General features: G+C 63.7%; 16 protein-coding genes and 2 pseudogenes. 8 read left to right on the forward strand and 10 right to left on the reverse strand.

Going from position 1 to position 22,246, the window contains the following annotated elements; translation table 11 throughout:
* Nucleotides 1-9: 9 nt before the first annotated feature.
* The 4 genes from X733_RS156520 to X733_RS156505 form a co-directional block, all read right to left on the reverse strand.
* Complete coding sequence (locus tag X733_RS156520; RefSeq protein ID WP_023818247.1) at nucleotides 10-1,296, reverse strand: MFS transporter; 1,287 nt, start codon at nucleotides 1,294-1,296, stop codon at nucleotides 10-12.
* Complete coding sequence (locus X733_RS156515) at nucleotides 1,293-1,667, reverse strand: hypothetical protein (RefSeq protein ID WP_155924176.1); 375 nt, start codon at nucleotides 1,665-1,667, stop codon at nucleotides 1,293-1,295. Before X733_RS156515 ends, X733_RS156520 begins: the two co-directional genes overlap by 4 nt.
* Before the next feature lie 15 nt (nucleotides 1,668-1,682).
* Nucleotides 1,683-3,887 (reverse strand): TonB-dependent receptor, encoded by a 2,205-nt coding sequence (locus X733_RS156510; RefSeq protein ID WP_023818249.1) that lies wholly within the window; start codon nucleotides 3,885-3,887, stop codon nucleotides 1,683-1,685.
* Nucleotides 3,888-4,167: 280 nt separating this feature from the next.
* Entirely contained in the window at nucleotides 4,168-6,351 is a 2,184-nt protein-coding gene (locus X733_RS156505; protein ID WP_023684089.1) for a primosomal protein N', read from the reverse strand.
* A 90-nt stretch (nucleotides 6,352-6,441) separates the two neighbouring features.
* Here X733_RS156505 and fsa point away from each other — a divergent pair, with 90 nt between their 5' ends.
* The gene (fsa, locus tag X733_RS156500; RefSeq protein ID WP_023684088.1) at nucleotides 6,442-7,098 is read left to right on the forward strand and encodes a fructose-6-phosphate aldolase; all 657 of its coding nucleotides are present in this window, start codon (nucleotides 6,442-6,444) and stop codon (nucleotides 7,096-7,098) included.
* An 87-nt stretch (nucleotides 7,099-7,185) separates the two neighbouring features.
* Here the strand turns inward: fsa and lptE are convergent, their stop codons facing one another.
* Nucleotides 7,186-7,782: an LPS assembly lipoprotein LptE gene (lptE, locus tag X733_RS156495; protein ID WP_023818250.1), complete on the reverse strand. Its 597-nt coding sequence runs from the start codon at nucleotides 7,780-7,782 to the stop codon at nucleotides 7,186-7,188.
* Entirely contained in the window at nucleotides 7,769-10,396 is a 2,628-nt protein-coding gene (leuS, locus tag X733_RS156490) for a leucine--tRNA ligase (protein WP_023818251.1), read from the reverse strand. The genes lptE and leuS overlap by 14 nt, the downstream gene beginning before the upstream one ends.
* A 147-nt stretch (nucleotides 10,397-10,543) precedes the next feature.
* Between leuS and X733_RS156485 the strand changes: the two genes are divergently transcribed.
* The 3 genes and pseudogenes from X733_RS156485 (at nucleotide 10,544) to X733_RS01000000166030 (ending at nucleotide 12,817) form a co-directional block, all read left to right on the forward strand.
* Nucleotides 10,544-11,206 (forward strand): YggS family pyridoxal phosphate-dependent enzyme, encoded by a 663-nt coding sequence (locus tag X733_RS156485; RefSeq protein ID WP_023818252.1) that lies wholly within the window; start codon nucleotides 10,544-10,546, stop codon nucleotides 11,204-11,206.
* A gap of 197 nt (nucleotides 11,207-11,403) precedes the next feature.
* Complete coding sequence (locus tag X733_RS1000000171430; RefSeq protein WP_348625858.1) at nucleotides 11,404-11,547, forward strand: hypothetical protein; 144 nt, start codon at nucleotides 11,404-11,406, stop codon at nucleotides 11,545-11,547.
* Nucleotides 11,548-11,691: 144 nt separating this feature from the next.
* Nucleotides 11,692-12,817, forward strand: a pseudogene (locus tag X733_RS01000000166030) (aldo/keto reductase).
* A gap of 51 nt (nucleotides 12,818-12,868) precedes the next feature.
* Here the strand turns inward: X733_RS01000000166030 and X733_RS156480 are convergent.
* Nucleotides 12,869-13,777, reverse strand: a complete 909-nt coding sequence (locus X733_RS156480) for a LysR family transcriptional regulator (protein ID WP_023818253.1) — start codon at nucleotides 13,775-13,777, stop codon at nucleotides 12,869-12,871.
* Between the two features lie 126 nt (nucleotides 13,778-13,903).
* Here X733_RS156480 and X733_RS01000000166035 point away from each other — a divergent pair.
* Nucleotides 13,904-15,089, forward strand: a pseudogene (locus X733_RS01000000166035) (MFS transporter).
* 43 nt (nucleotides 15,090-15,132) lie between these two features.
* A complete protein-coding gene (locus X733_RS156475; protein WP_023818254.1) occupies nucleotides 15,133-16,167 on the forward strand; it encodes an aldo/keto reductase in 1,035 nt (344 codons plus the stop codon).
* Nucleotides 16,168-16,348: 181 nt separating this feature from the next.
* Here X733_RS156475 and X733_RS156470 read toward each other — a convergent pair whose 3' ends face one another.
* Nucleotides 16,349-16,621 (reverse strand): usg protein, encoded by a 273-nt coding sequence (locus X733_RS156470; RefSeq protein WP_023668649.1) that lies wholly within the window; start codon nucleotides 16,619-16,621, stop codon nucleotides 16,349-16,351.
* Nucleotides 16,622-16,926: 305 nt separating this feature from the next.
* Here X733_RS156470 and acs point away from each other — a divergent pair, with 305 nt between their 5' ends.
* Both acs and X733_RS156460 read left to right on the forward strand, forming a co-directional pair.
* A complete protein-coding gene (gene acs / locus X733_RS156465) occupies nucleotides 16,927-18,882 on the forward strand; it encodes an acetate--CoA ligase (protein ID WP_023818255.1) in 1,956 nt (651 codons plus the stop codon).
* A gap of 9 nt (nucleotides 18,883-18,891) precedes the next feature.
* Entirely contained in the window at nucleotides 18,892-19,629 is a 738-nt protein-coding gene (locus tag X733_RS156460) for an MOSC domain-containing protein (RefSeq protein WP_023818256.1), read from the forward strand.
* A gap of 66 nt (nucleotides 19,630-19,695) precedes the next feature.
* Here X733_RS156460 and X733_RS156455 read toward each other — a convergent pair whose 3' ends face one another.
* Together X733_RS156455 and X733_RS156450 are read right to left on the reverse strand one after the other, a co-directional pair.
* Complete coding sequence (locus X733_RS156455; RefSeq protein WP_023818257.1) at nucleotides 19,696-20,964, reverse strand: cyclopropane-fatty-acyl-phospholipid synthase family protein; 1,269 nt, start codon at nucleotides 20,962-20,964, stop codon at nucleotides 19,696-19,698.
* 386 nt (nucleotides 20,965-21,350) lie between these two features.
* On the reverse strand, nucleotides 21,351-22,220 hold the full coding sequence (locus X733_RS156450; protein ID WP_023700201.1) for a transglutaminase family protein: 870 nt from the start codon (nucleotides 22,218-22,220) through the stop codon (nucleotides 21,351-21,353).
* Nucleotides 22,221-22,246: the final 26 nt, after the last annotated feature.

Consider the following 22,246-nt stretch of genomic DNA (forward strand, 5'->3'; position numbering starts at 1 on the left):
AGACCGCGCTCATTCGGCGACCTCCGGCAATGGCGGCATCGGAGTACCCGGTTGGGCTTTTGCGGTATCGGCGAAATGGGCATTCAACATGCGATAGGTCGCCACCACGGCTATGCCCGACAGCACGGTCGCCAGGGTGAACAGCGCGGAGTAGCCGAGCATGTCGGCGAGGCGCCCGGCAAGCATGGAGCCGACGAGGTAGACGATAAGCTGGGCGCAGGACAGGATGGTGAAGTCGGTGCCCGGCTGGTCCGACGACGTCACGGCCATGAACAGGCTGTAGAGCGCCACGATCTCCATGTAGCGCACCAGCGTCTGCAGGAACGAGGCGCCGAAGATCGGCCAGAAGCCGGCGATAGCGCCGAAAGCATGCAGTGCAAAGATCAGGAAGCAGATGGTGCGCAGCGCGCCGAGCAGGCCGAGCACCGAGGCGGCGCCCCTTTTGTGCAGCAGCCATGCCGCCAGCGCCGAGCCGCCGAGCCCGACGGTGAGCGCGGCGCCGCCCGAGAGATAACCGATGATGTCGAGCGGCACGCCGGCATCGACGAGATAGGAGCCTTCCATCGACTTCACCAGCCCCTCGCTGGCGCGGTAGATGAGCGCGATCCACAGGATCTGGCGTGCCTCGGGCCGGCGCAGGAAACGCAGGATCGAGGGGCGGTCGATGGCCGCCTGCAGCGCGCTGGCGACGGGATCGGTCTCGCGCATGGCGAAGGCAGCAAACAGCGGGATGACGGACAGCGCGGCCACCATGGCCACCATGGTTTGCCAGCCGGCATGATGATAAACCAACAGGCCGAGCGTGCCGCCGAGAACGACGCCGAGCGCGACGGCGCCGCCCTGGATCGCATTGCCGATCGGCCTGTCCTTCGGGTCGAGATATTTGGCCGCGTAGCCGTCGGTGGCGATGTCCTGGGTCGACATCAACAGGCTCACGACAAGGCCGACGGCAAAGATACCGGCGACATCGGTCGGCTCGATCCAAAGCATGGCGGCGATGCCGGCGATGACGCCGATCTGGGTGATGATGACCCAGCCGGCGCGATGGGCGCGGGCCATTGGCCGAAAGCGGTCGACCAGCGGCGCCCATAGGAATTTCAGCACCAGCGGCAGCATCAGCAGCGCCATCAAGCCAATGGCGGTGCGCGACACGCCCTGCTCGCGCAGGATCGGCGGGATCGCCGCGGCAAACAGATAGCTCGGGATGGCCTGCGCCAGATAAAGGCAGGCGAGAACGACGAAAAGCCGCAGGCGCGAAAGCCCGGCGGGCGCCGGCCGGTCTGCGTCGGCGCTCATTCGACATAGTCCTTCGGTGCGTAACCGTTCAGGAAGGCGCCGGCCTCCGCCCGGCTGCGGGTGACGAGCACTGGAAAGCCGAACAGGCTTTGCCAGATGCGCTGCATGTTCTCGTCGACGGCGGTGCGCACCAGCGCACAGGCGCGGCAGGCTTTTTCGAGCTGCTCGCGTTCCGCCTTGTACCAGAGGTTTTGCGCCTTGCGCTGGGCGTCGCTCAGCGCGATCTCGATGCGGATATCGACCAGGAGCACGAACGGCTCCCGTTCCTGCGAAAGGCGGCCGAGCGCCTCGATATAGCGCGCGCCATCCGCCGGATCGGCTGGCGCTTCTGCCAGCAGCGAGACTAATGCACCGTTTCGTTGGAGAGACACCGCCACCGCCGCCCCTCAGAATGTGATCTGATAGGACAACGCAACCGAACGTCCCAGACCCGGAACGTCGGCGCCGCGGGTCGCCGATGCGGAAGGGTTGATGTAGTAGGTGTCGAACACATTGCGCACGGCAAGGTTCAGCACGCTTTCATTGCCGAACGTCTTCGAGACGGCGAGATTGACCAGTGCTGCACCGTCCAGTTCCTGGGTGGCGATGCGGTCGCGTCCGGAAAACAGCTCCAACTCGCTGCGCAGGGTCAGCTCGTTCTCGAAACGGGTGGTGAGATAGACCAGGCCCTTGTAGGTCGAGGGGACACGGTTGTTCGGCAGATACTCGTTCGCTTCGATGTGGCCGTCGCGATCCGCGTCGTATTTGCCTTCGACATAGCCGACCGATCCGCCCAGCGTGAACATGCCGCTGAGGTCTGCCTCGAGATTGGCTTCGACGCCCCAGATACGTTCCTTCTGCTGCGACACCCGGTTGTTGACGATGTCGTAGCTGACGCCGTTGTCCGAGGTCGACAGATAGGTGCTGACGCCGCCGCGATAGTCGCCCCAATCGCCGCGCAGACCGGCTTCCCAGGTGTTCACCAGCTGGGGTTCAGGCGCGATATCGGCATAGCTGATCGCGTAATCCGGCGCGTTGGTGCACGGCAGCAGCGGCCGGATGGCGGTGCCATAGGCGTCGCAGGTTTCGGCGTTGGAGTTCAACCCGGCGCGGCGGGTGAAGCCGCCAATGTCGGTCAGGCTGTAGCCTTGCGAGAAATTGCCGAAAAGCTGCATCCTTTCGGTCAGATCGTAGACGGCGCCGGCGTTGAAGGTGACGGCGTCGTAGTCGAACGAGCCGCCGGTCACCCGGATCGCCGGCAGGCCGATAATGTTGCGGCCGAGCAGAACGGCAGCGGCAGGCCGGGTGAAGTCTTCAACATTGAGATAAAACTGGTCGTAGCGCGCGCCGCCGCTGATGCGAAAGCGATCCGTCACCGGAATTTCGCCTTGCGCAAACAAGGCAACCGAGTTCTGGGTCGTGGGCGAGATGGCGTCCTGACCGTTGGTCAGCTGCTGATCGGTGGCATCGAAGACGTAGTCGGCGCCCCAGGTCAGCGTGCTGCCCTGAGTGATAAAGTCCATCGGCGTGTTGACGGTCAGGTTGACGCCGCTGCGCCGCGATTGCAGCGCCGTCTGGTTGAAGTCGGCGGTCGGGTCCGTACCCGGCGGCAGGATCACCGGCCGCGTCGGGTTCGTCGGTAAATACACCTGGCTGTTGACGGCCGAGAATTTGGTAAAGGGCGACTGCTTGAAGATGTCGTTGTAGAACGCCTTGACCTCGAGGTTTCCGAGCGCGAAGTCGCTGTCGGTGTATTTGGCGGTCAGATATTTCGAATCTTCCTTCAGCGGCTTGCCTTCATAGGGATCGCCGAAATCCGGGGAGACGGGATTGGTCGTGTAATCGGTGAACCAGTCCGGCTTCTGGTTGGCATAGGTCCAGTCGACGCTGGCCTCGAAGCGCCTGGAATCGAACTGGTAGCCGGCCACGCCGAACAGATTGCCCGTGCCGGTGCGGTCGCCGCCGCCTTGGCCAAGCATGGCGTCCGAAGCCACCTCGTTGCCGTGGCCGTCATAGGTGGGACGCGACAGATCGCCGGACGCCGAGAAGAAATAGTCGAAATCGCCTTTCTTGCCCTCGACCGAGACGCTGGTGCTGGGCCCGGCCGATTTGCCGGGGTTTTCGGTGAAGGCGGTGACGCCGGTGCGCACTGTCACCTTCGGCTTGTCGCTATCGCCGCGCTTGGTGATGAAGTTGATCGTGCCGCCGGTGGCCCCGGCGCCATAAAGGCTGGACGCGCCATTGATGACTTCGATGCGCTCGACCGAATTCAGGTCGATCATCGACAGGATGCGTGAGACGTCCCGCAGCGGTGTGTTGCGCGGCACACCGTCGACCATGATGAGAACGCTGCGCCCGCGGAAGGTTTCCGAAGCGCCGGAAATGGTCTGGTTGCGTGGCGCGTAGCCGGGGACGATGCGGCTGATCAGGGTCGCGGCGTCGATATTTTCCTGCGTTGCTTCCTCGACCTGTTGCCGTTCCACGACCTGAACGGACTGGGCAACGCTGGAAATCGACCTTTCATTGCGGCCGGTGACCAGGATCTGATCGAGCACGGTGGCTCCCTGCTGGTCCGTCGGAGCGGCTTCCTGGGCAAATGCCGCGCCTGCCATAATCGACGAACCCAAAGCCGATGACCAAAGAAGCGTACTGAAAAATCTGCGCATGCTGTCCCCATCCATGCCCTGGTCCCCAGCGCCAGAGCGGAAAGGCCCAGTTATAATTCATGATAAAACGAGTCAACATTTATTTTGTGGCTTTTCAAATCAGGATTAGTCAGCGAACGGATGAGAGCCGGGTACATGAACGGCGCGCATTTTAGCCGGCACTAAGATGCTGAGTTTTCTTGACAAACGGCTTACGGGCGGCCGGCGGCGGCGTCAGCCTTTGTGCTTACAAGAAGCTCTGCGGATCGATGTCGACCTGCACGCGGACCGAGCCGCGCTGCTTCGGCCCTTCGGCCAGCATGGTGCGGATGAAGCCTTGGATGTCGGCGCGCTTTTCACCCTGGATCAGCAAACGGAAACGATGGCGCCCACCGAGCAGCGACAGCGGCGCCTCGGCCGGACCGAGCACGAACAGGTCGCTGGCCTGGGGTGCTGCACGGCGCAGGCCGCGCGCGTGGCCTTCGGCCTCGGCCCGCGTCACCGCACTGACGATGACGCCGGCAAGCCTGCCGAAGGGCGGCAGGGCTGCCCGTTCGCGCTCAGTGATCTCGCGTTCGTAAAAGGCCTCGGCATCGCCCGAGACGATCGCCCGCATCACCGGATGGTCCGGCTGGAAAGTCTGCAGCAGGCCGAGGCTCTTCTTGCCGGTGCGGCCGGCGCGGCCGGTCACCTGGCTGAGCAACTGGAAGGTGCGCTCAGCGGCGCGGGGATCGCCATTGGCGAGGCCGAGATCGGCATCGACGACACCGACCAGCGTCATGTTGGGAAAGTTATGGCCCTTGGCGACCAGCTGCGTGCCGATGACGATGTCGGCCTCGCCATTGGCAATGGCCTCGAGCTCCAGCCGCAGCCGGCGCACTCCACCCATCAAATCGGATGACAGGACGATCGTGCGCGCGTCGGGGAAATGCGCCACGACTTCTTCAGCTATCCGCTCGACGCCAGGCCCGCAGGCGACCAGATGGTCGAGCGTGCCGCATTCCGGGCAAGCCTCCGGCCGCTTCTCATTGTGCCCGCAATGATGGCAGACGAGTTGGCCGCGAAAGCGGTGCTCGACCAGCCAGGCCGAACAAACCGGGCAGCCGAAGCGGTGGCCGCAGACACGGCACAGCGTCAGCGGCGCATAGCCGCGCCGGTTGAGGAACAGCAGCGACTGCTCCTTCTTCTCCAGCGTACGTTGCATCTGGTCGATCAGCAGCGGCGACAGAAAGCCGCCGCGGGCCGGCGGCGCGCGCCGCATGTCGATCGTCTTGAGATCGGGAAGCGCGGCTTCGGCAAAGCGCGCCGACAGCACCGCCCTGCTGTAGCGGCCCTGCTGCGCATTGACCCGGCTTTCGACCGATGGCGTCGCCGACGCCAGCACCACCGGGAAGCCGCTGATATGGCCGCGCACCACCGCCATGTCGCGCGCATTGTAGAAGACGCGATCCTCCTGCTTGTAGGCGGGGTCGTGCTCCTCGTCGACGACGATCAGCCCGAGCTCGCGGAACGGCAGGAACAGCGCCGAACGCGCCCCGGCAACGACGCGCACGCCGCCTTCCGCCACCTGTCGCCAGACCTTTTCGCGCATTCGGGGCGGCAGGTCGGAATGCCATTCCGCCGGCTTGGCGCCGAAACGCTGCTGGAAGCGTTCGAGGAAGGCATGCGTCAGCGCGATCTCCGGCAGCAGGATCAACACCTGCCTGCCCTGGTCGAGGGCTGCCGCCACCGCCTCGAAATAAACTTCCGTCTTGCCCGAGCCGGTGACGCCGTCGAGCAGCGTGACGTTGAAAGCAGCGGCCGCGACATTGGCGCGCAGCATGGCGGCCGCGTCTGCCTGGTCCGGCATCAGCTCCGGCATGGCGTAGGAGGGATCGGGCGCGGCGACCACCGGTCGAGGCGGGATCATCACCGTCTCGAACACGCCTTGCGCCTTGAGTCCCTCGACCACCGTCGACGACACGCCCGCCGCGTGCGCCAGGCCGGATCGCGTCCAGGCAAGCCCCCCTTCCGCCGTCTCCAGCACGCGCGTCCTGGCATCCGTCATCCGGTCGGGCATGACGAGGGTCCGCTGCAGGCCCTCGATCCATGGTTCGGGATCGAACGCCTCCGGCGCGCGCAACAGCATGCGCGCCACCATGCCGGGCGGCGACAGCGTGTACTGCGCCACCCAGTCGACGAAGCGGCGCATGCCGCGGTCGATCGGCGGGCAGTCGAAGACCTGTTCGATCGGGCGCAGCTTTTTGGCGTCGATATTCTCGACCGCACCATCCCAGACGATGCCGGCAACCTGGCGCGGACCGAGCGGCACGCGCACGATCGAGCCCGGCACCACGCGCACGCCGGCAGGCACAGCGTAGGTGTAGGGCCGTTCGGCCGGCATCGGCACCAGCACCGGCGCGGCTGCGACAAAGGGCGAATCTTCGATCATCGGGCGTGACCTTGCCCCGACTTTGGTCTAGATCAAAGGGCAACCCGGAATGTGCATGGCATGCACATGGAAATCTTTCAGGAGACCCCCATGAAATTTTTTGTCGACACCGCTGACATCAAGGACATCAAGGAACTGAACGACCTGGGGCTGCTCGACGGCGTGACCACCAATCCCTCGCTGATCCTGAAATCCGGCGGCAAGATCGCCGAGGTCACCAAGCAGATCTGCGACATCGTCAAGGGCCCGGTTTCGGCCGAGGTCGTTGCGATCGAATACAAGGACATGATGGCCGAGGCCAACATCCTGGCCAAGATCGCCGACAATGTCTGCATCAAGGTGCCGCTGACGCTCGACGGCCTGCGCGCCTGCAAGACGATCCGCACCGAGATGAACCGCATGGTCAATGTAACGCTGTGCTTCTCGGCCAACCAGGCGCTGCTGGCGGCAAAGGCCGGCGCCTCGTTCATCTCGCCCTTCGTCGGCCGCGTCGACGACACCGGCGCGGACGGCATGGAGCTGATCCAGGAGATCCGTCAGATCTACGACAATTACGATTTCGACACCGAGATCCTCGTTGCTTCGGTTCGCACCGTGAACCACGTCAAGCAGGCAGCCCTGATCGGCGCCGATGTCGTTACCGCGCCGGCCGCGACGCTGAAGGCGCTGGTCAAGCACCCGTTGACCGACAAGGGCCTGGATCAGTTCGCGGCCGACTGGGCCAAGACCGGCCAGAAGATCGGCTGAGATCGGTTCGATACAAACAAAAAGGCCGGGAAACCGGCCTTTATGTTGCGGACTGCTAAAAGTCTAGTTGGCAGCGCCAGGGAATGCTCAGGCCTTCTTGCCATGCCTGACCAAGTCCTGGGCGACCGACAGGCTCACCATTTCAGCCAGCTCACGCGCGGCGCGGTTCTCGGCGTCGAGCTGTGCCCGGTAGGAGGCGAACTCCTGCGTCGGTTTGTCGAAGGATGATGGGATCGACCGTTTGCCGGTTGCGATCACCACGCCGGTCCTGGCATCGGTCAGCACATAGTTCGCCGTCAGCGTCACCATGCCTGCCGTCGGCTCGTCTTCGTCGGTCTGGATCTGCACCACCGCGGCCGATTCGACCAGTTCGGTGACGCCGAGATCGAGCATGTAGACCGGCGCCGGCGGCTCGCCGGCGCCTTGGCCAAAGGCAAAGATCAGATTGTTGCGGACCTGCTGGGCGTAGCGTGTCTTGACCGGCTTGACCGCGACCGACGCCAGTTCCGCCGAAGCGCTGACCGTGGAGCCGGCGCTCAGCGGCGCGCTGGAATAGAGCGGCCTGACCGTACAGGCCGAAACCAGCGCCATCGAAGCGACCATGCCGTACAGCGCTGCGCGGCGCAGCAAGCGCGCCGTCTTTTCCAGATCAGGCCCCATCCTTCTGAAGTCAAACAACGACATTGACGATCCTCTGCGGCACGATGATCACCTTGCGGGGCGCCTTACCTTCCAGCGCTTTCTGCACGAAGTCGAGAGCCAGAACCGCTTTTTCGATCGCACCTTGGTCCGCGTCGCGGGCAATTGTCAAATAGCCGCGCATCTTGCCGTTGACCTGGACCGGCAGCACAACCTCGTTGTCGACGACCAGCGCCGGATCGTAGACCGGCCAAGGCCGTTCGGCGACCAGATCAGTGCCGCCCAGCGTGTGCCAGCACTCTTCGGCCAGATGCGGCATGACCGGCGCGACCACATGCACCAGGATCTCCACCGCCTCGCGGCAGGCGCCTTTGAGCGCCGCATCGGCCTTGCCCTCGGCGATGTCGTTGAGCGGCGTGGTCAAGGCATTGGCCAGTTCGTAGATGCGGGCGATGGCGCGGTTGAAGCCGAGCTTCTCGATATCCTCGCCGATGGCCTTCAGGATCTTGTTCGCGGCCTTGGAAACGGCGCCCGCCTCGCCCTCCTTCGCCGCCTGCGGCTTGACGCCGTCGAGCGTCTCGGCGGCGATCGACACCAGGCGCCAGATGCGCTGGATGAAGCGGTGCGCGCCGGCCGCGCCGTCGTCGGTCCATTCGACGTCGCGCTCGGGCGGCGAATCCGACAGCATGAACCAGCGCGCAGTGTCGGCGCCGTAGCCATCGGTGATGTCTTCCGGGCTCACCGTGTTCTTCTTCGACTTCGACATCTTTTCGAGCGAGCCGATCGCTGCCTCTTCGCCGGTGGCGATCTCGATGGCGCGGCGCGTGCCGCCGGCATCCTCGATCCTGACCTCAGCCGGCGACAGCCAGCGGCCATTGTTCGACGCACCGCCGACGCGGTAGGTCTCATGCACCACCATGCCTTGCGTAAACAGGCCCTTGAACGGCTCGGCGAGGTCGAGATGACCGGTCGCGCGCATGGCGCGGGTGAAGAAGCGCGAATAGAGCAGATGCAGGATCGCGTGCTCGATGCCGCCAATATACTGGTCGACGGCCAGCCAGTCATCGGCAGCCTTCGGCTCGGTCGGCTCATTGGCCCAGGGCGCGGTGAAGCGGGCGAAATACCAGGACGAATCGACGAACGTGTCCATCGTGTCGGTCTCGCGCCGCGCATCCTTGCCGCATTGCGGGCATGTGACATGCCGCCAGGTCGGATGACGGTCGAGCGGATTGCCGGGACGGTCGAACTCGATGTCGTCGGGCAGCTTGACCGGCAGGTCGGCCTTCGGCACCGGCACCACACCGCAATCCTCGCAATGGATCATCGGGATCGGACAACCCCAATAACGTTGCCGCGAAATACCCCAGTCGCGCAGGCGGAAGTTCACCTTGCGCTCCGCCATCGGCCGGCCGCCGATGGTCTTCTGCTCCAGCAGTTTCGCGACCTCGTCGAACGCCTGCTCCGGCTTCATGCCGTCGAGAAAGCGCGAATTGATCATCACGCCATCGTCGACATAGGCCTCTTCCGTGACCTGGAAGGTCTTTGCGTCACCATCTTCCGGCATCACAACCGGAATGACCGGCAGGCCGTATTTGTTGGCGAAGTCGAGGTCGCGCTGGTCGCCCGACGGGCAGCCGAAAATGGCGCCGGTGCCGTATTCCATCAAAACGAAATTGGCGACATAAACCGGCAGTTTCCATGAGTCGTCGAACGGATGGACGACGCGGATGCCGGTGTCGAAGCCTTTCTTCTCGGCAGTCTCCAGTGCGGCCACCGACGTGCCCATATGCCTGATTTCGTCGATGAACTTGGCCAGCTCGACATTGGTCTCGGCGGCCTTCCTGGCCAGCGGATGGTCGGCGGCGACCGCCATGAAAGAGGCGCCGAAAATGGTGTCGGGCCTGGTCGTGTAGACTTCCAGTTCGTTCGCATCGCCGATCGGAGCGGCCAGCGGCCAACGGATCAGCAGCCCTTCCGAGCGGCCGATCCAGTTCTGCTGCATCAGCTTGACCTTTTCCGGCCATTCGCCAAGCCCGTCCAGCGAGTCCAGCAGGTCCTGCGCGTAGTCGGTGATCTTGAAGAACCACTGCGTCAGCTCGCGCTGTTCGACCAGCGCGCCCGAGCGCCAGCCGCGCCCGTCGATGACCTGCTCGTTGGCGAGCACCGTCATGTCCTCCGGGTCCCAGTTGACCTTGGAGGATTTGCGCGTCACCAGCCCCTTCTCGACGAAATCGAGGAACAGCATCTGCTGGCGGTGGTAATAGTCGACGTCGCAGGTGGCGAACTCGCGCGACCAGTCCAGCGACAGGCCCATCATCTTGAGCTGCTCGCGCATGGCGGCGATGTTGGCGTAGGTCCATTCCTTGGGATGGACCTTGTTCTGCATCGCCGCATTTTCGGCCGGCATGCCGAAAGCGTCCCAGCCCATAGGGTGCAGCACGTTAAAACCCTTGGCCCGCTTGTAGCGCGCCACCACGTCGCCCATCGTGTAGTTGCGGGTGTGGCCGATATGGATCTTCCCGGAGGGATAGGGGAACATCTCCAGCACGTAGTATTTCGGCTTCGGATCGTCGTTATGCGCTTCGAACAGCTTCTTTTCGGCCCAGGCCTTCTGCCATTTGGGCTCTGACGCGCGCGGATTGTATCGTTCGGTTGCCATCGGATGATTTTCACTTAAAAGCAGGCGCAGACCGCCGGACAAGGCCCGGTGGCCAAGGTAAATGTCGTGGCGGTGTTCACCATGGATTGCCGGACCCGTCAACTGCGGTGAGCCGGCGAGGGCTAGAAAGACAGGCAGGATATAGGCATGGCGAGCGCCGTCGAACAGTTTTTCGCCGTCAGGACGAGGATCGCTGCCGCCGAGCGCGAGGCCGGCCGCGACGCCGGTTCGGTGACGCTGGTTGCGGTGTCGAAGACTTTTGAGGCCGACGTCATCCGCCCGGTCATCGAGGCTGGCCAGCGCGTTTTCGGCGAAAACCGCGTGCAGGAAGCGCAAGGCAAATGGCCGGCCTTGAAAGCGGAATTCCCTAATATCGAACTGCATCTGATCGGCCCGCTGCAGTCGAACAAGGCGAGGGAAGCCGTCGCTCTCGCCGACGTCATCGAGACCGTCGACCGCGAAAAGATCGCCGCCGAACTCGCCAAGGAAATCGTGCGCCAGGGCCGCACGCCGAAACTCTACGTCCAGGTCAATACCGGCTCGGAGCCGCAAAAGGCCGGCATCGAGCCGCGCGACGCCGTCGCCTTCGTCGCCCGCTGCCGCGATGTCCATGGCCTCGCCATCGAAGGCCTGATGTGCATCCCGCCGGCCGACGAAAACCCCGGCCCGCATTTCGCCTTGCTGGAAAAGCTCGGCAAAGAGGCCGGGGTCGCAAAACTGTCGATGGGCATGTCCGGCGACTTCGAGACCGCCATAGCCTTCGGCGCCACCAGCGTCCGCGTCGGCTCGGCGATTTTTGGGAGCCGGTAGCCTTCGGCTTCGTGAGACACCTGTCGTTCCCCGGCTATTCGAGCTAATGTTTCGAGCACATCGGCGAGTTAGCGAGGACTATTCTTCTTGGACTGGCACCTCATGGACGCGAGAAACAATCTTTCGAAGCTTGCACGACAGGCGCGCGAAGAAGGGGCGCAAACCATCACCTTGCGCGGAAGCCGGCTGCCGTCGCATTGTCTCCTGATGACTATGACCAACTGATCGGCGCAAAGCCTTCGCTTGCCGAATATCTTCTCTCCGGTCCCGCGTGGGACGACGATTTCGACGAGGAGGTCAACCGCCGCTCAAAGACGATCATCCGGCCCGTGGAATTCTGATAGATTTTTCGGCATGAAGATCATCTCGCGACGGTTGACGGGCTCTATGGGCCAACTGCACTAGGTCGATTGTGCCACCACTGGAAACGAAACGCACCGTTCCTATTTGCTTGGCGTCATCACCAATCTGCTGGAGCCGCCACCATGCGCTACAATCAACTCGGAAATACGGGGATGTTCGTTTCCGAACTGTGCCTCGGCACCATGACCTTCGGCGCCGCCGGCGAGAATGCCCAATGGGGCCTGATCGCCAGCCTCGACCAGAAGGGCGTCAACGACATCGTTGCCCGTTCCATCGCCGCCGGCGTCAATTTCTTCGACACGGCCGACGTCTATTCATTCGGCCAGTCCGAACGACTGCTTGGCCAGTCGCTCAAGGATCTTGGCGTCAAGCGCTCGGACGTCGTCATTGCCACCAAGGTGCATGGCGCCATGGGCCAGGGCCCGAACGAGCGCGGCTCTTCGCGCGGCCACATCATGGATTCGGTCGAGGGCAGCCTGGAGCGGCTGCAGCTAGACCATATCGATCTCTACCAGCTGCACGGCACCGACACCGTGACGCCAGTCGACGAGACGCTGCGGGCGCTCGACGATCTCGTTGCCAGCGGTAAGGTCCGCTATGTCGGCGTCTCCAACTGGGCGGCCTGGCGCATCGCCAAGGCGCTGGGCGTTGCCGAGCGCAAGGGATTTTCCCGCTTCGAGACCATCCAGTCCTATTACTCGATCGCCGGCCGCGACCTCGAGCGCGAGATCGTGCCGCTCATCAACGAGGAAAAGCTCGGCCTGATGGTCTGGTCGCCAATGGCCGGCGGCCTGCTGTCGGGCAAATACGGCCCCGGCGCGCCCGGCAATGGCGAAGGCCGCCGCGCCGCCTTCAACTTCCCGCCGGTCGATGAGGACCGCGCCTGGGCGGCTGTCGCCGTGATGCGCGAGATCGCCCAGAAGCACGGCGTCAGCGTCGCCACGGTGGCGCTCGGCTATGTCCTGGCCAAACCTTTCNATGCGCGAGATCGCCCAGAAGCACGGCGTCAGCGTCGCCACGGTGGCGCTCGGCTATGTCCTGGCCAAACCTTTCGTCATGAGCGTCATCATCGGCGCCAGCCGCATGGAGCAGCTCGAGCAGAACCTTGCCGCCGCCGAGGTGAAGCTCGACGTCGACGATCTCGCCAGGCTGGACGAGGTCAGTGCGCTGCCGGCCGAATATCCCGGCTGGATGCTGGAGCGTCAGGGCGCCGGTCGCCGCCCGGCGCCGTTCACCCCGAAGAAATAGTCATCGCTGTCGCCTGATGCTTGGGGGGTCATCTGGCTCCCCAACGTCTTTTCAGCTCATCCGCATGCTCTCGACCAGAAAGTCGAGAAACGCCCGCACCCGTGCGGGCAAATGCCGGCCCTGGCCGACATAGACGGCGTGGGTAGGCTCCTCGTCGCCCGGATTGAAATCCTCCAGCAGCGCCGTCAGCCGCCCCGCCGCGATGTCATCGGCCACATGCCAGTGTGCCAGCCGGGCGATGCCGGCGCCGCCGACCGCCATCAACCGCATCGACTCGCCATCGCCGACCAGCGTGTTTCCGGTGATCGGCACCATGACGGCGTTCCCGGTTGCATCGACAAACGACCAGCCATCGACATGCCGGACAAAGCCGAAAGCCATGCGATTGTGCCGGTCGAGATCTGCTGGAACCAGCGGCGTGCCATGCGTCTTGAGATAGGACGGTGCGGCAACGACTGTCATCCGGCTTTGCCCGAGCTTGCGCGCCACCAGCCGCGACTCGCCGAGCGGCCCGGCGCGGATGGCGACGTCGGCACGTTCAGCCATCAAATCGATGACGCTGTCGGTCAGCACCAGATCGACCGAAATCTCGGGATAGCGTTCGAGGAAATCAGGCAGCAGCGGGATCAGCCGATGCACCCCGAAGGGCACATAGGAGTTGACGCGCAGCCGTCCGCGCGGCGCGGCACCCACGGCCGCCTCGCGCTCGGCCGCCGCCATATCGGCCAGGATGCGCACCCCGCTGTCATAGAACGCCGTCCCTTCCGGCGTCAGCTGCAGCTTGCGCGTCGAGCGGCTAACCAGCCGCGCGCCGAGCCTTGCCTCCAGTCGCGCGATCAGCTTGCTCACCGCCGACGGTGTCATACGCAGCGAACGAGCCGCAGCCGAGAAGCTGCTCGCCTCGACGACGCGGACGAACACTTCGATCTCGCCGGAACGATTGATATCGGGTCTGGCCATTTGTGAATCTATTTCACAAGAAATATGCCCAAGGCAAGTCTGGTTCACAAGGCATGGCAACACGATCTCTGCGGTCGGGGCGCGGGTCTGGACAGCGCGCTCATCGAGTTCGAACTGGAAACCGCCATGCCTCTTGCTCTCTACGCCCTCGCTGCCGGCGCCTTCGGCATCGGTGTCACCGAATTCGTCATCATGGGGCTGCTGATTGATGTCAGCAAAGATCTCGGAGTCTCGATCTCGGCCGCCGGCCAGTTGATTTCGGGCTACGCGTTGGGCGTCGTCATCGGCGCGCCGCTTTTGACCATCGCCACCGGCAACTGGCCCCGCAAGACCGTCCTTCTGGCCCTTATGGCGATCTTCACGCTCGGCAACCTCGCCTGTGCGATCGCCCCCGACTACTGGACGCTGATGGGCGCCCGCATCATCACCGCCTTTGCCCATGGCACTTTCTTTGGCGTCGGCTCGGTGGTCGCCACCGGCCTGGTCGCACCCAACAAGAAAGCCTCGGCGATCGCGCTGATGTTCACCGGCCTGACTATCGCCAACATCCTCGGCGTGCCCTTCGGCACTTGGCTCGGCCAGACCTTCGGCTGGCGCGCCACCTTCTGGGCTGTAACCCTGGTCGGCTTGGCAGCCTTTGCCGTCATCCTGCTTCTGGTGCCGCGCAGCAAGGAAGCGCCCGAGAAGACCAATCTGCGCGCAGACCTCGCAGTGCTGCGCCGCACGCCGGTGCTGCTCGGCCTCGCCACCACCGTGCTCGGCTATGCCGGCGTCTTCGCCGTCTTCACCTACATCGCCCCGCTGCTCACCGNCCGAGATCACCGGTTTTGGGGAAGCCGCCGTGTCGCCGATCCTGCTCGTCTTCGGCGGCGGTCTTATCGCCGGCAATCTGCTTGGCGGCAAGGTCGCCGACCGCTGGCTGGTGCCGGCGGTGCTCGGCAGCCTCGTGGTGCTGGCGTTGGTGCTGGCCACCATGACCTTCGCCGTCCACAGCCAAATCCTGGCCGTCATCTATGTCGGCCTGCTTGGTGCCGCCGCCTTCGCCACCGTGGCGCCGCTGCAGATGTGGGTGCTGGAAAAGGCGCAAGGCGCGGGCCAGAGCCTCGCCTCCTCCTTCAACATCGCCGCCTTCAACCTCGGCAATGCCGCCGGCGCTTGGCTTGGCGGCGCGGTGATTGCCCATGACCTCGGCCTCGGCTCACTAACCTGGATCGCCGCTTTGCTGCCGGTCGCGGCTCTTGGCGTCGCTGCCCTGGCGCTGCGCCTCGATCGCGCCCCCACAATCGGGGTGCCGGTCTGCGCCCAGTCATGAGCATCACGCGCAATCCTTCTTCGACATCATCAAGGAGCATAAAATGGATTATCGACGTCTCGGCGCATCGGGCCTGAAAGTGCCCGCACTCTCTTTCGGCGCCGGCACTTTCGGCGGCTCCGGGCCGCTGTTCGGGGCCTGGGGCAACAGCGATGCCAAGGAAGCGCGGCGGCTGATCGACATCTGCCTCGAGGCCGGCGTCAATCTGTTCGACACCGCCGATGTCTATTCGAACGGCGCCTCCGAGGAAGTGCTTGGCGAAGCCATCAAAGGCCGCCGCGACGCGGTGCTGATCTCGACCAAGACTTCGCTGCCGATGGGCGACGGACCGGCCGACTACGGCTCGTCGCGCTCGCGGCTGATCAAAGCCGTCGACGCCGCCCTGAAGCGCATGGGCACCGATTACATCGACCTGTTGCAGCTGCACGCCTTCGATGCCGGCACGCCGATCGAGGAGGTGTTGTCGACGCTGGACGACCTCGTGCGCGCCGGCAAGCTGCGCTATGTCGGCGTCTCCAACTTCTCCGGCTGGCAGGTGATGAAATCGCTGGCGGAAGCTGACAAGCATGCTTATCCGCGCTACGCCGCGCATCAGGTCTACTACTCGCTGGTCGGTCGCGACTATGAATGGGAGCTGATGCCGCTCGGTATCGACCAGGGCATCGGCGCGCTGGTGTGGAGCCCGCTCGGCTGGGGCCGCCTGACCGGCAAGATCCGCCGCGGCCAGCCCCTGCCGGAAAAGAGCCGGCTGCACGACACCGCCGATTTCGGCCCGCCGGTCGCGGACGAACATCTCTACCGGGTCATGGATGCGCTTGATGCGATGGCTGAAGAGACCGGCAAGACCGTGCCGCAGATCGCCATCAACTGGCTGTTGCGGCGCCCGACCGTGTCCTCGGTCATCATCGGCGCCCGCAACGAGGAACAGCTGCGCCAGAACCTCGGCGCCGTCGGCTGGGCATTGACGCCGGAGCAGGTCAAAAAGCTCGACGCCGCAAGCGAAGTGACCGCGCCCTACCCGTACTTCCCCTATCGCCGCCAGGAAGGTTTCGCCCGACTGAACCCGCCTGCGGTGTGATCGCCGACGCTGCCAAATCTCCCCCCTCGAGGGGGAGATGTCGCCGAAGGCGACAGAGGGGGTCGCCGCGCGTGGAGCGCTAGCCCCCATCTGCCGCAGGAGGGTCGCGTCCGGTCGAACCGACCCCCTCTGGCCGCTTTGCGGCCATCTCCCCCTCAAGGGGGGAGATCAAGCGCGCCGCTCAGTGCAGCACGAACTCCCCATCCACCTTCCGCCATTCGTTCGGCGCGATCAGCTTCTGGTGCGTGTAGCTGATCGAATGCAGCGGCCCGTCGAGCCTGGCCTTCCAGAACTCGATGAATTTGATCAGCACCGGAAACTTCGGCGCCAGATCGTAATCCTGCCAGATGAAGCTCTGCAGCAGATGCGGGTGGTCGGGAAAATGGTATAGAATCTTGGCCGTGGTCAGGCCATACCCCTTGAGCATCAGGTCCATTTCGGAATGATCGCGCATGACAGCCCCTTGGCCTAGTTGATTCTCCATTCCTCCCAACACCGAATTGTGCGCGCCGTTCCTTAACTGTCTATGATTTTCCTGATCCCAGTCGGGTTTTATGCACGAAAACATGCAGTTAGCAGCGACCGCTGCCGAGTGCTGATACAACCGAAACGGGAGCTGCGGCATCCCGCCACGCGAATCCAACGTCTAATGTTGCCGTCAGCGCGGAACTGTTAATAATGCCGCCGAATTCGCGGCTGCGTCGCCGTGATCCTGGCTGTGGTCAAGCCGGCGGGGTGGTTTGGGAGGAAAGTGAAGACATGTCCGAGGTGAAGATCCACCGCGTCCAGCCGGCGTGGAAGAAGAATGCGCTGATCGACAATGACACCTACCTCAAATGGCATGCCGACAGCGTGAAGAATCCGGACAAGTTCTGGGGCAAGCACGGCAAGCGCATCGACTGGTTCAAGCCGTTCAGCAAGGTCAAGAACACCTCCTTCGAGGGCAAGGTCTCGATCAAATGGTTCGAGGACGGCGAAACCAACGTCTCCTACAACTGCATCGACCGCCATTTGAAGAAGCGCGGCAACCAGACAGCCATCATCTGGGAAGGCGACAATCCCTACGACGACAAGAAGATCACCTATAACGAGCTCTACGAGCATGTCTGCCGGCTCGCCAATGTGATGAAGAAGCACGGCGTCAGGAAGGGCGACCGCGTCACCATCTACATGCCGATGATCCCGGAAGCGGCCTACGCGATGCTGGCTTGCACCCGCATCGGCGCCATCCACTCGATCGTCTTCGGCGGCTTTTCACCGGACGCGCTGGCCGGCCGCATCGATGACTGCAAGTCGACCTTCGTCATCACCGCCGACGAAGGCCTGCGCGGCGGCAAGCCGATCCCGCTGAAGGAAAACACCGACAAAGCGATCGAAATCGCCGCCAAGGCCGGCACCAAGGTCGATAAGGTCGTCGTCGTTCGCCGCACCGGCGGCAAGACCGGCTGGGTCCAGGGACGCGACATCTGGTACCATGACGAGATCGCCACGGTGACAGGCGACTGCAAGCCGGAGAAGATGAAGGCCGAGGATCCGCTGTTCATCCTCTACACCTCAGGCTCGACCGGCAAGCCGAAGGGCGTGCTGCACACCACCGCCGGCTATCTCGTCTATGTCTCGATGACCCACCAATATGTCTTCGACTACCATGATGGCGATATCTACTGGTGCACCGCCGATGTCGGTTGGGTCACCGGCCACAGCTATATCGTCTATGGCCCGCTCGCCAACGGCGCCACCACGCTGATGTTCGAGGGCGTGCCGAACTACCCCTCGCAGTCGCGCTTCTGGGAAGTCATCGACAAGCACAAGGTCAACATCTTCTACACCGCGCCGACGGCACTGCGCGCGCTGATGGGCGCCGGCGACGAACCGGTGAAGAAGACCTCGCGCAAGTCGCTGCGCGTGCTGGGCTCGGTCGGCGAACCGATCAATCCGGAAGCCTGGGAGTGGTATTTCAACATCGTCGGCAACGGCAAGGTGCCGATCGTCGACACCTGGTGGCAGACCGAGACCGGCGGCATCCTGATCACGCCGCTGCCCGGCGCCACCGACCTCAAGGCCGGCTCGGCGACGCGGCCCTTCTTCGGCATCAAACCGCAGCTGGTCGACGGCGAAGGCAAGGTGCTGGAAGGGGCGGCCGACGGCAATCTCTGCATTGCCGATTCCTGGCCCGGCCAGATGCGCACCGTCTATGGCGATCACGACCGCTTCGTGCAGACCTATTTCTCCACCTACAAGGGCAAATACTTCACCGGAGACGGCTGTCGCCGCGACGCCGATGGCTATTACTGGATCACTGGCCGCGTTGACGACGTCATCAACGTTTCCGGCCACCGCATGGGAACGGCCGAGGTCGAATCGGCGCTCGTCAGCCATGAGAAGGTGTCGGAAGCAGCTGTCGTCGGCTATCCCCACGACATCAAGGGCCAGGGCATCTACAGCTACGTTACCTTGATGAAAGGCGTGGAGCCGAGCGAGGAACTGCGCAAGGAGCTCGTGGCCCATGTCCGCAAGGAGATCGGCGCCATCGCCTCGCCCGACAAGCTGCAGTTCGCGCCCGGACTGCCGAAAACCCGCTCCGGCAAGATCATGCGCCGTATCCTGCGCAAGATCGCCGAGGACGATTTTTCCGCACTCGGCGATACCTCGACACTGGCCGATCCGGCCGTGGTCGATGATCTGATCGCCAACCGCCAGAACAAGAAGGGCTGAGGGGATTTGATGGCTGCACTGGGCGCAGTCACGGAGCTCTGGCGTTACCCTGCAAGTTCGCTTGCCGGCGAACGCCAGGACGCCATTTCGGTCGGCCTTGAAACCATCGACGGCGACCGGCTGTTCGGCCTTGTCGATGTCTCGGACAATGAGATCGCGCGGCCCGACCGCGACGCCAAGTGGCACAAGGTGCCGCGCATCCGCACCCGGCTGAGCAAGGACCGCAAGCTGGAGATCGCCGTTCCCGACGGCGACTGGCTGGTAGCGCCGGGCGCTGAATGCGACAGCGCCGTCTCGACCTATCTCGGCTTCGCCGCCTCGATCCGGCCGTTCAGCCAGGACAACGCTCCCGGCTACACCGGCCCGCTGACCGCGGCGCGCTACCGCAAAGCGCCGATCCATCTCTTGACCACCGCATCGCTGGCCCGGCTCAAGGCGCTGCACCCCGAAGGCATTCCCGATCCGCGCCGCTTCCGCCCCACCATCGTCGTCGACATGGCGGCGGTCGAAGGCTCGTTTCCCGAGACCGAATGGATTGGCCGCAAGCTTGCCATCGGCGACCTGCTGGTGACCGTCTCGGAGCCGTGCCGCCGCTGCGGCTTCACCATCATCAGCCAGGACGGCTTCGACCACGATCCCGGCATCCTGCGCAATCTGGTCCGCCACAACGCCCATAATCTCGGCGTCTATTGCACTGTGGACAGGCCTGCCCGTGTCGAGATCGGCGCGCCGATGCGGTTCGTGTAGGCCTCTACCGCGAGGCAGCGAATCGCAGACCTTGGAAAGCGTGGGGTTCGGCCCCGAATCCTATCCCTACCGATACAGATCCGCCCGTGTCGGCGGCAGCCCGCTCGGGCCGCGTGCGCGTTTGGTGACGACGGTCTGAAAAATCTGCGCCGAGGCGCGCTCGAAGGTGATCGAGCAGCCGGTGAGATAAAGCAGCCACAGCCGTGCCTTGGCCTCGCCGACTTCGGCGACCGCCTCGTCGAAGCGAGCCTGTAGCCGCTGGGCCCACAGCCGGCAGGTGCGCGCATAGTGCTCGCGCAGATTCTCGACGTCGTAGACCAGGAAGCCATGCGCCTCCAGATTGCCCAGCGTCATGCCGATCGTGTCGAGTTCCCCGCCGGGGAAAATGTATTTGAGCAGCGCCTTGAACTCCGGCCCCTTGCGCAAGGTTTTCTTCAAGTCGCCCTTGCTTCGCCTGGTGATGGCGTGGTGCAGATAGATGCCGCCGGGCTTCAGCAAGCGATGGATGGTCTTGAAATAGGTGGCGTGGTTGGCGAGGCCGAGATGCTCGAACATGCCGATCGACGATATCTTGTCGAAGGAGCCTTTGAGTTCCGCATAGGATTTGATCTCGATGGTGATGCGGTCCTGCAGCCCTTCGGCGCGGATGCGCTCGCGGGCGAGATCGGTCTGCGCCTGCGACAGCGACACGCCATGGCCGACGACGCCGTAATTTTTGGCCGCATGGATCAGCATGGCGCCCCAGCCGCAGCCGATGTCGAGCAGCTTTTCGCCCGATTTCAGCCTGAGCTTGCGGCAGATATGGTCGAGCTTGTCGGCCTGCGCTTGGTCGATGCCATCGGCGAAATCCTTAAAGTAGCCGCAGCTGTAGACCATGCGCTCGTCGAGGAAGAGCCGGTAAAAGGCATTCGAAATGTCGTAGTGATGCTGGATCGCCTCCTGGCTCGACCCGCTGACATAGGGGTTGCGACCCGACAGATCGGTGCGTGCACTCATCTGCTTGCGTGACAGGAGCACCGCCGGCAGGTCGCGCAGGATCGCCAGCTTCGGCAGCGACTTGAGCTTGGTCCTGAGCTTGCCTTGCGACGGCAGTGCATAAAAATCGAAAATCGTCCCGTCTTCGATGTCTATCGTCTTGGAAATCCACATCTCGATCAGCGTCGACAGTGATGGCCGCTTCACCACCTGCCAGACGATGTCCTGGTCGTTGATGGTGAGCACGGGCCCGGTGGCGGGACCGATCCGCTCGCCGGTCCACAGCTTGACCGCAAAACCCGGCTTCAGCGTTTCGATCACCGTTCGCACGATGCGCGCGGCCTTCTCGGCTGCCTCCATGGCCATCCTCCCGAGTCCTGACAATCCACCTTGCATGGATTTTGCCCGCCCGCGCGGCTCTTCGCAACCCGGCGCAAAAGGCGGCTCGCCAGCTATTTCAAATCGGCATCTTGTTTTTTGCTGCAACGCACCCCATCATCTGTACGTGTTCAACAATCGAAAGGAGGTGATCCGATGTCGAGTGATTTCGTTTTCCAGAACGTGGCCTCAGCGGATTGCACTTTCGGGAAGCAGTCTTCCCGTTAAGGCGCGCGAAGCGCGGCGGGTGACCTCGGTCGCCGCCATTGGCCGCGCCACGGACGGAAACACGGAAGGCCGCCGGCTTCGTCAAGAAGCGGCGGCCTTTTCCATTCCCGGATTGTGTGTCGAAGCGGATCAGAGTCCGGTCACGCCAGCATCCGCGCGCTCACCGTCTTGTCGACGCCGTGATAGGGCGGGTTGAACAGATTGCCTTCCTGCTCATAGGTCCAGACCTTGAACAGCGAAAGTTGGTGCGGGCCGAAGCTGTGCAGCAGCGGGACATCCGTGGCATCACGACCGCGCGCGATGACGACGCGGCCTATCCTCGGACGATTATGACGCGGGTCGAACGTGTACCATTTGCCGTCGAGGAACACTTCCATCCAGGCCGAAAAGTCCATCGGCGCCGGGTCGGCCGGTACGCCGATGTCGCCGAGATAACCGTTCACATAGCGGGCCGGGATGTTCATGCAGCGGCAGAGCGTGATCGCTAGATGGGCGAAGTCGCGGCATACACCAACCTGCTCCTCATGCGCCTGGGCTGCGGTGCGCGTCGACCGCGCATAGCCATAGCCGAAGGACAGCCGGTTGTGGACATAGTCGACGATCGCCTGCACCCGCGCCCAGCCGGAGGGAACATGGCCGAAAAGCTGCCAGGCCAGACTGCTCAGATGATCGGTCTCGCAATAGCGGCTGCCGAGGAGGTAGCCGAGCACATCGTCCGGCAGTTCCGCCACCGGCACTTCCCTGGCCAGCGTGTTGACCGCGTCAGGCTCGCCGCTGTCCTCGACGGCTGCGTCATAGAGAATGCGGAAACTGCCGGCGGGTACGGTGAAGCGGCGGCAGGTATTGCCGAACAGATCGTGATAGACCTTGCTCGGCACTGAAGGCGACGTCAGCACGCGCGTCTGCCGTTTGATGTCGGCCTGACGATCCCTGTGGATATCAAGCAGCGAGATGACCGGCGTGGCGCCGACGCATTCAATGGCGATTTCGTAGCCGAGCCGGATCAGCACAATGATTGCCCCTTCGATCCCGTGGA

This window comes from Mesorhizobium sp. L2C066B000, from assembly GCF_000502335.1.
Taxonomy (GTDB): domain Bacteria; phylum Pseudomonadota; class Alphaproteobacteria; order Rhizobiales; family Rhizobiaceae; genus Mesorhizobium.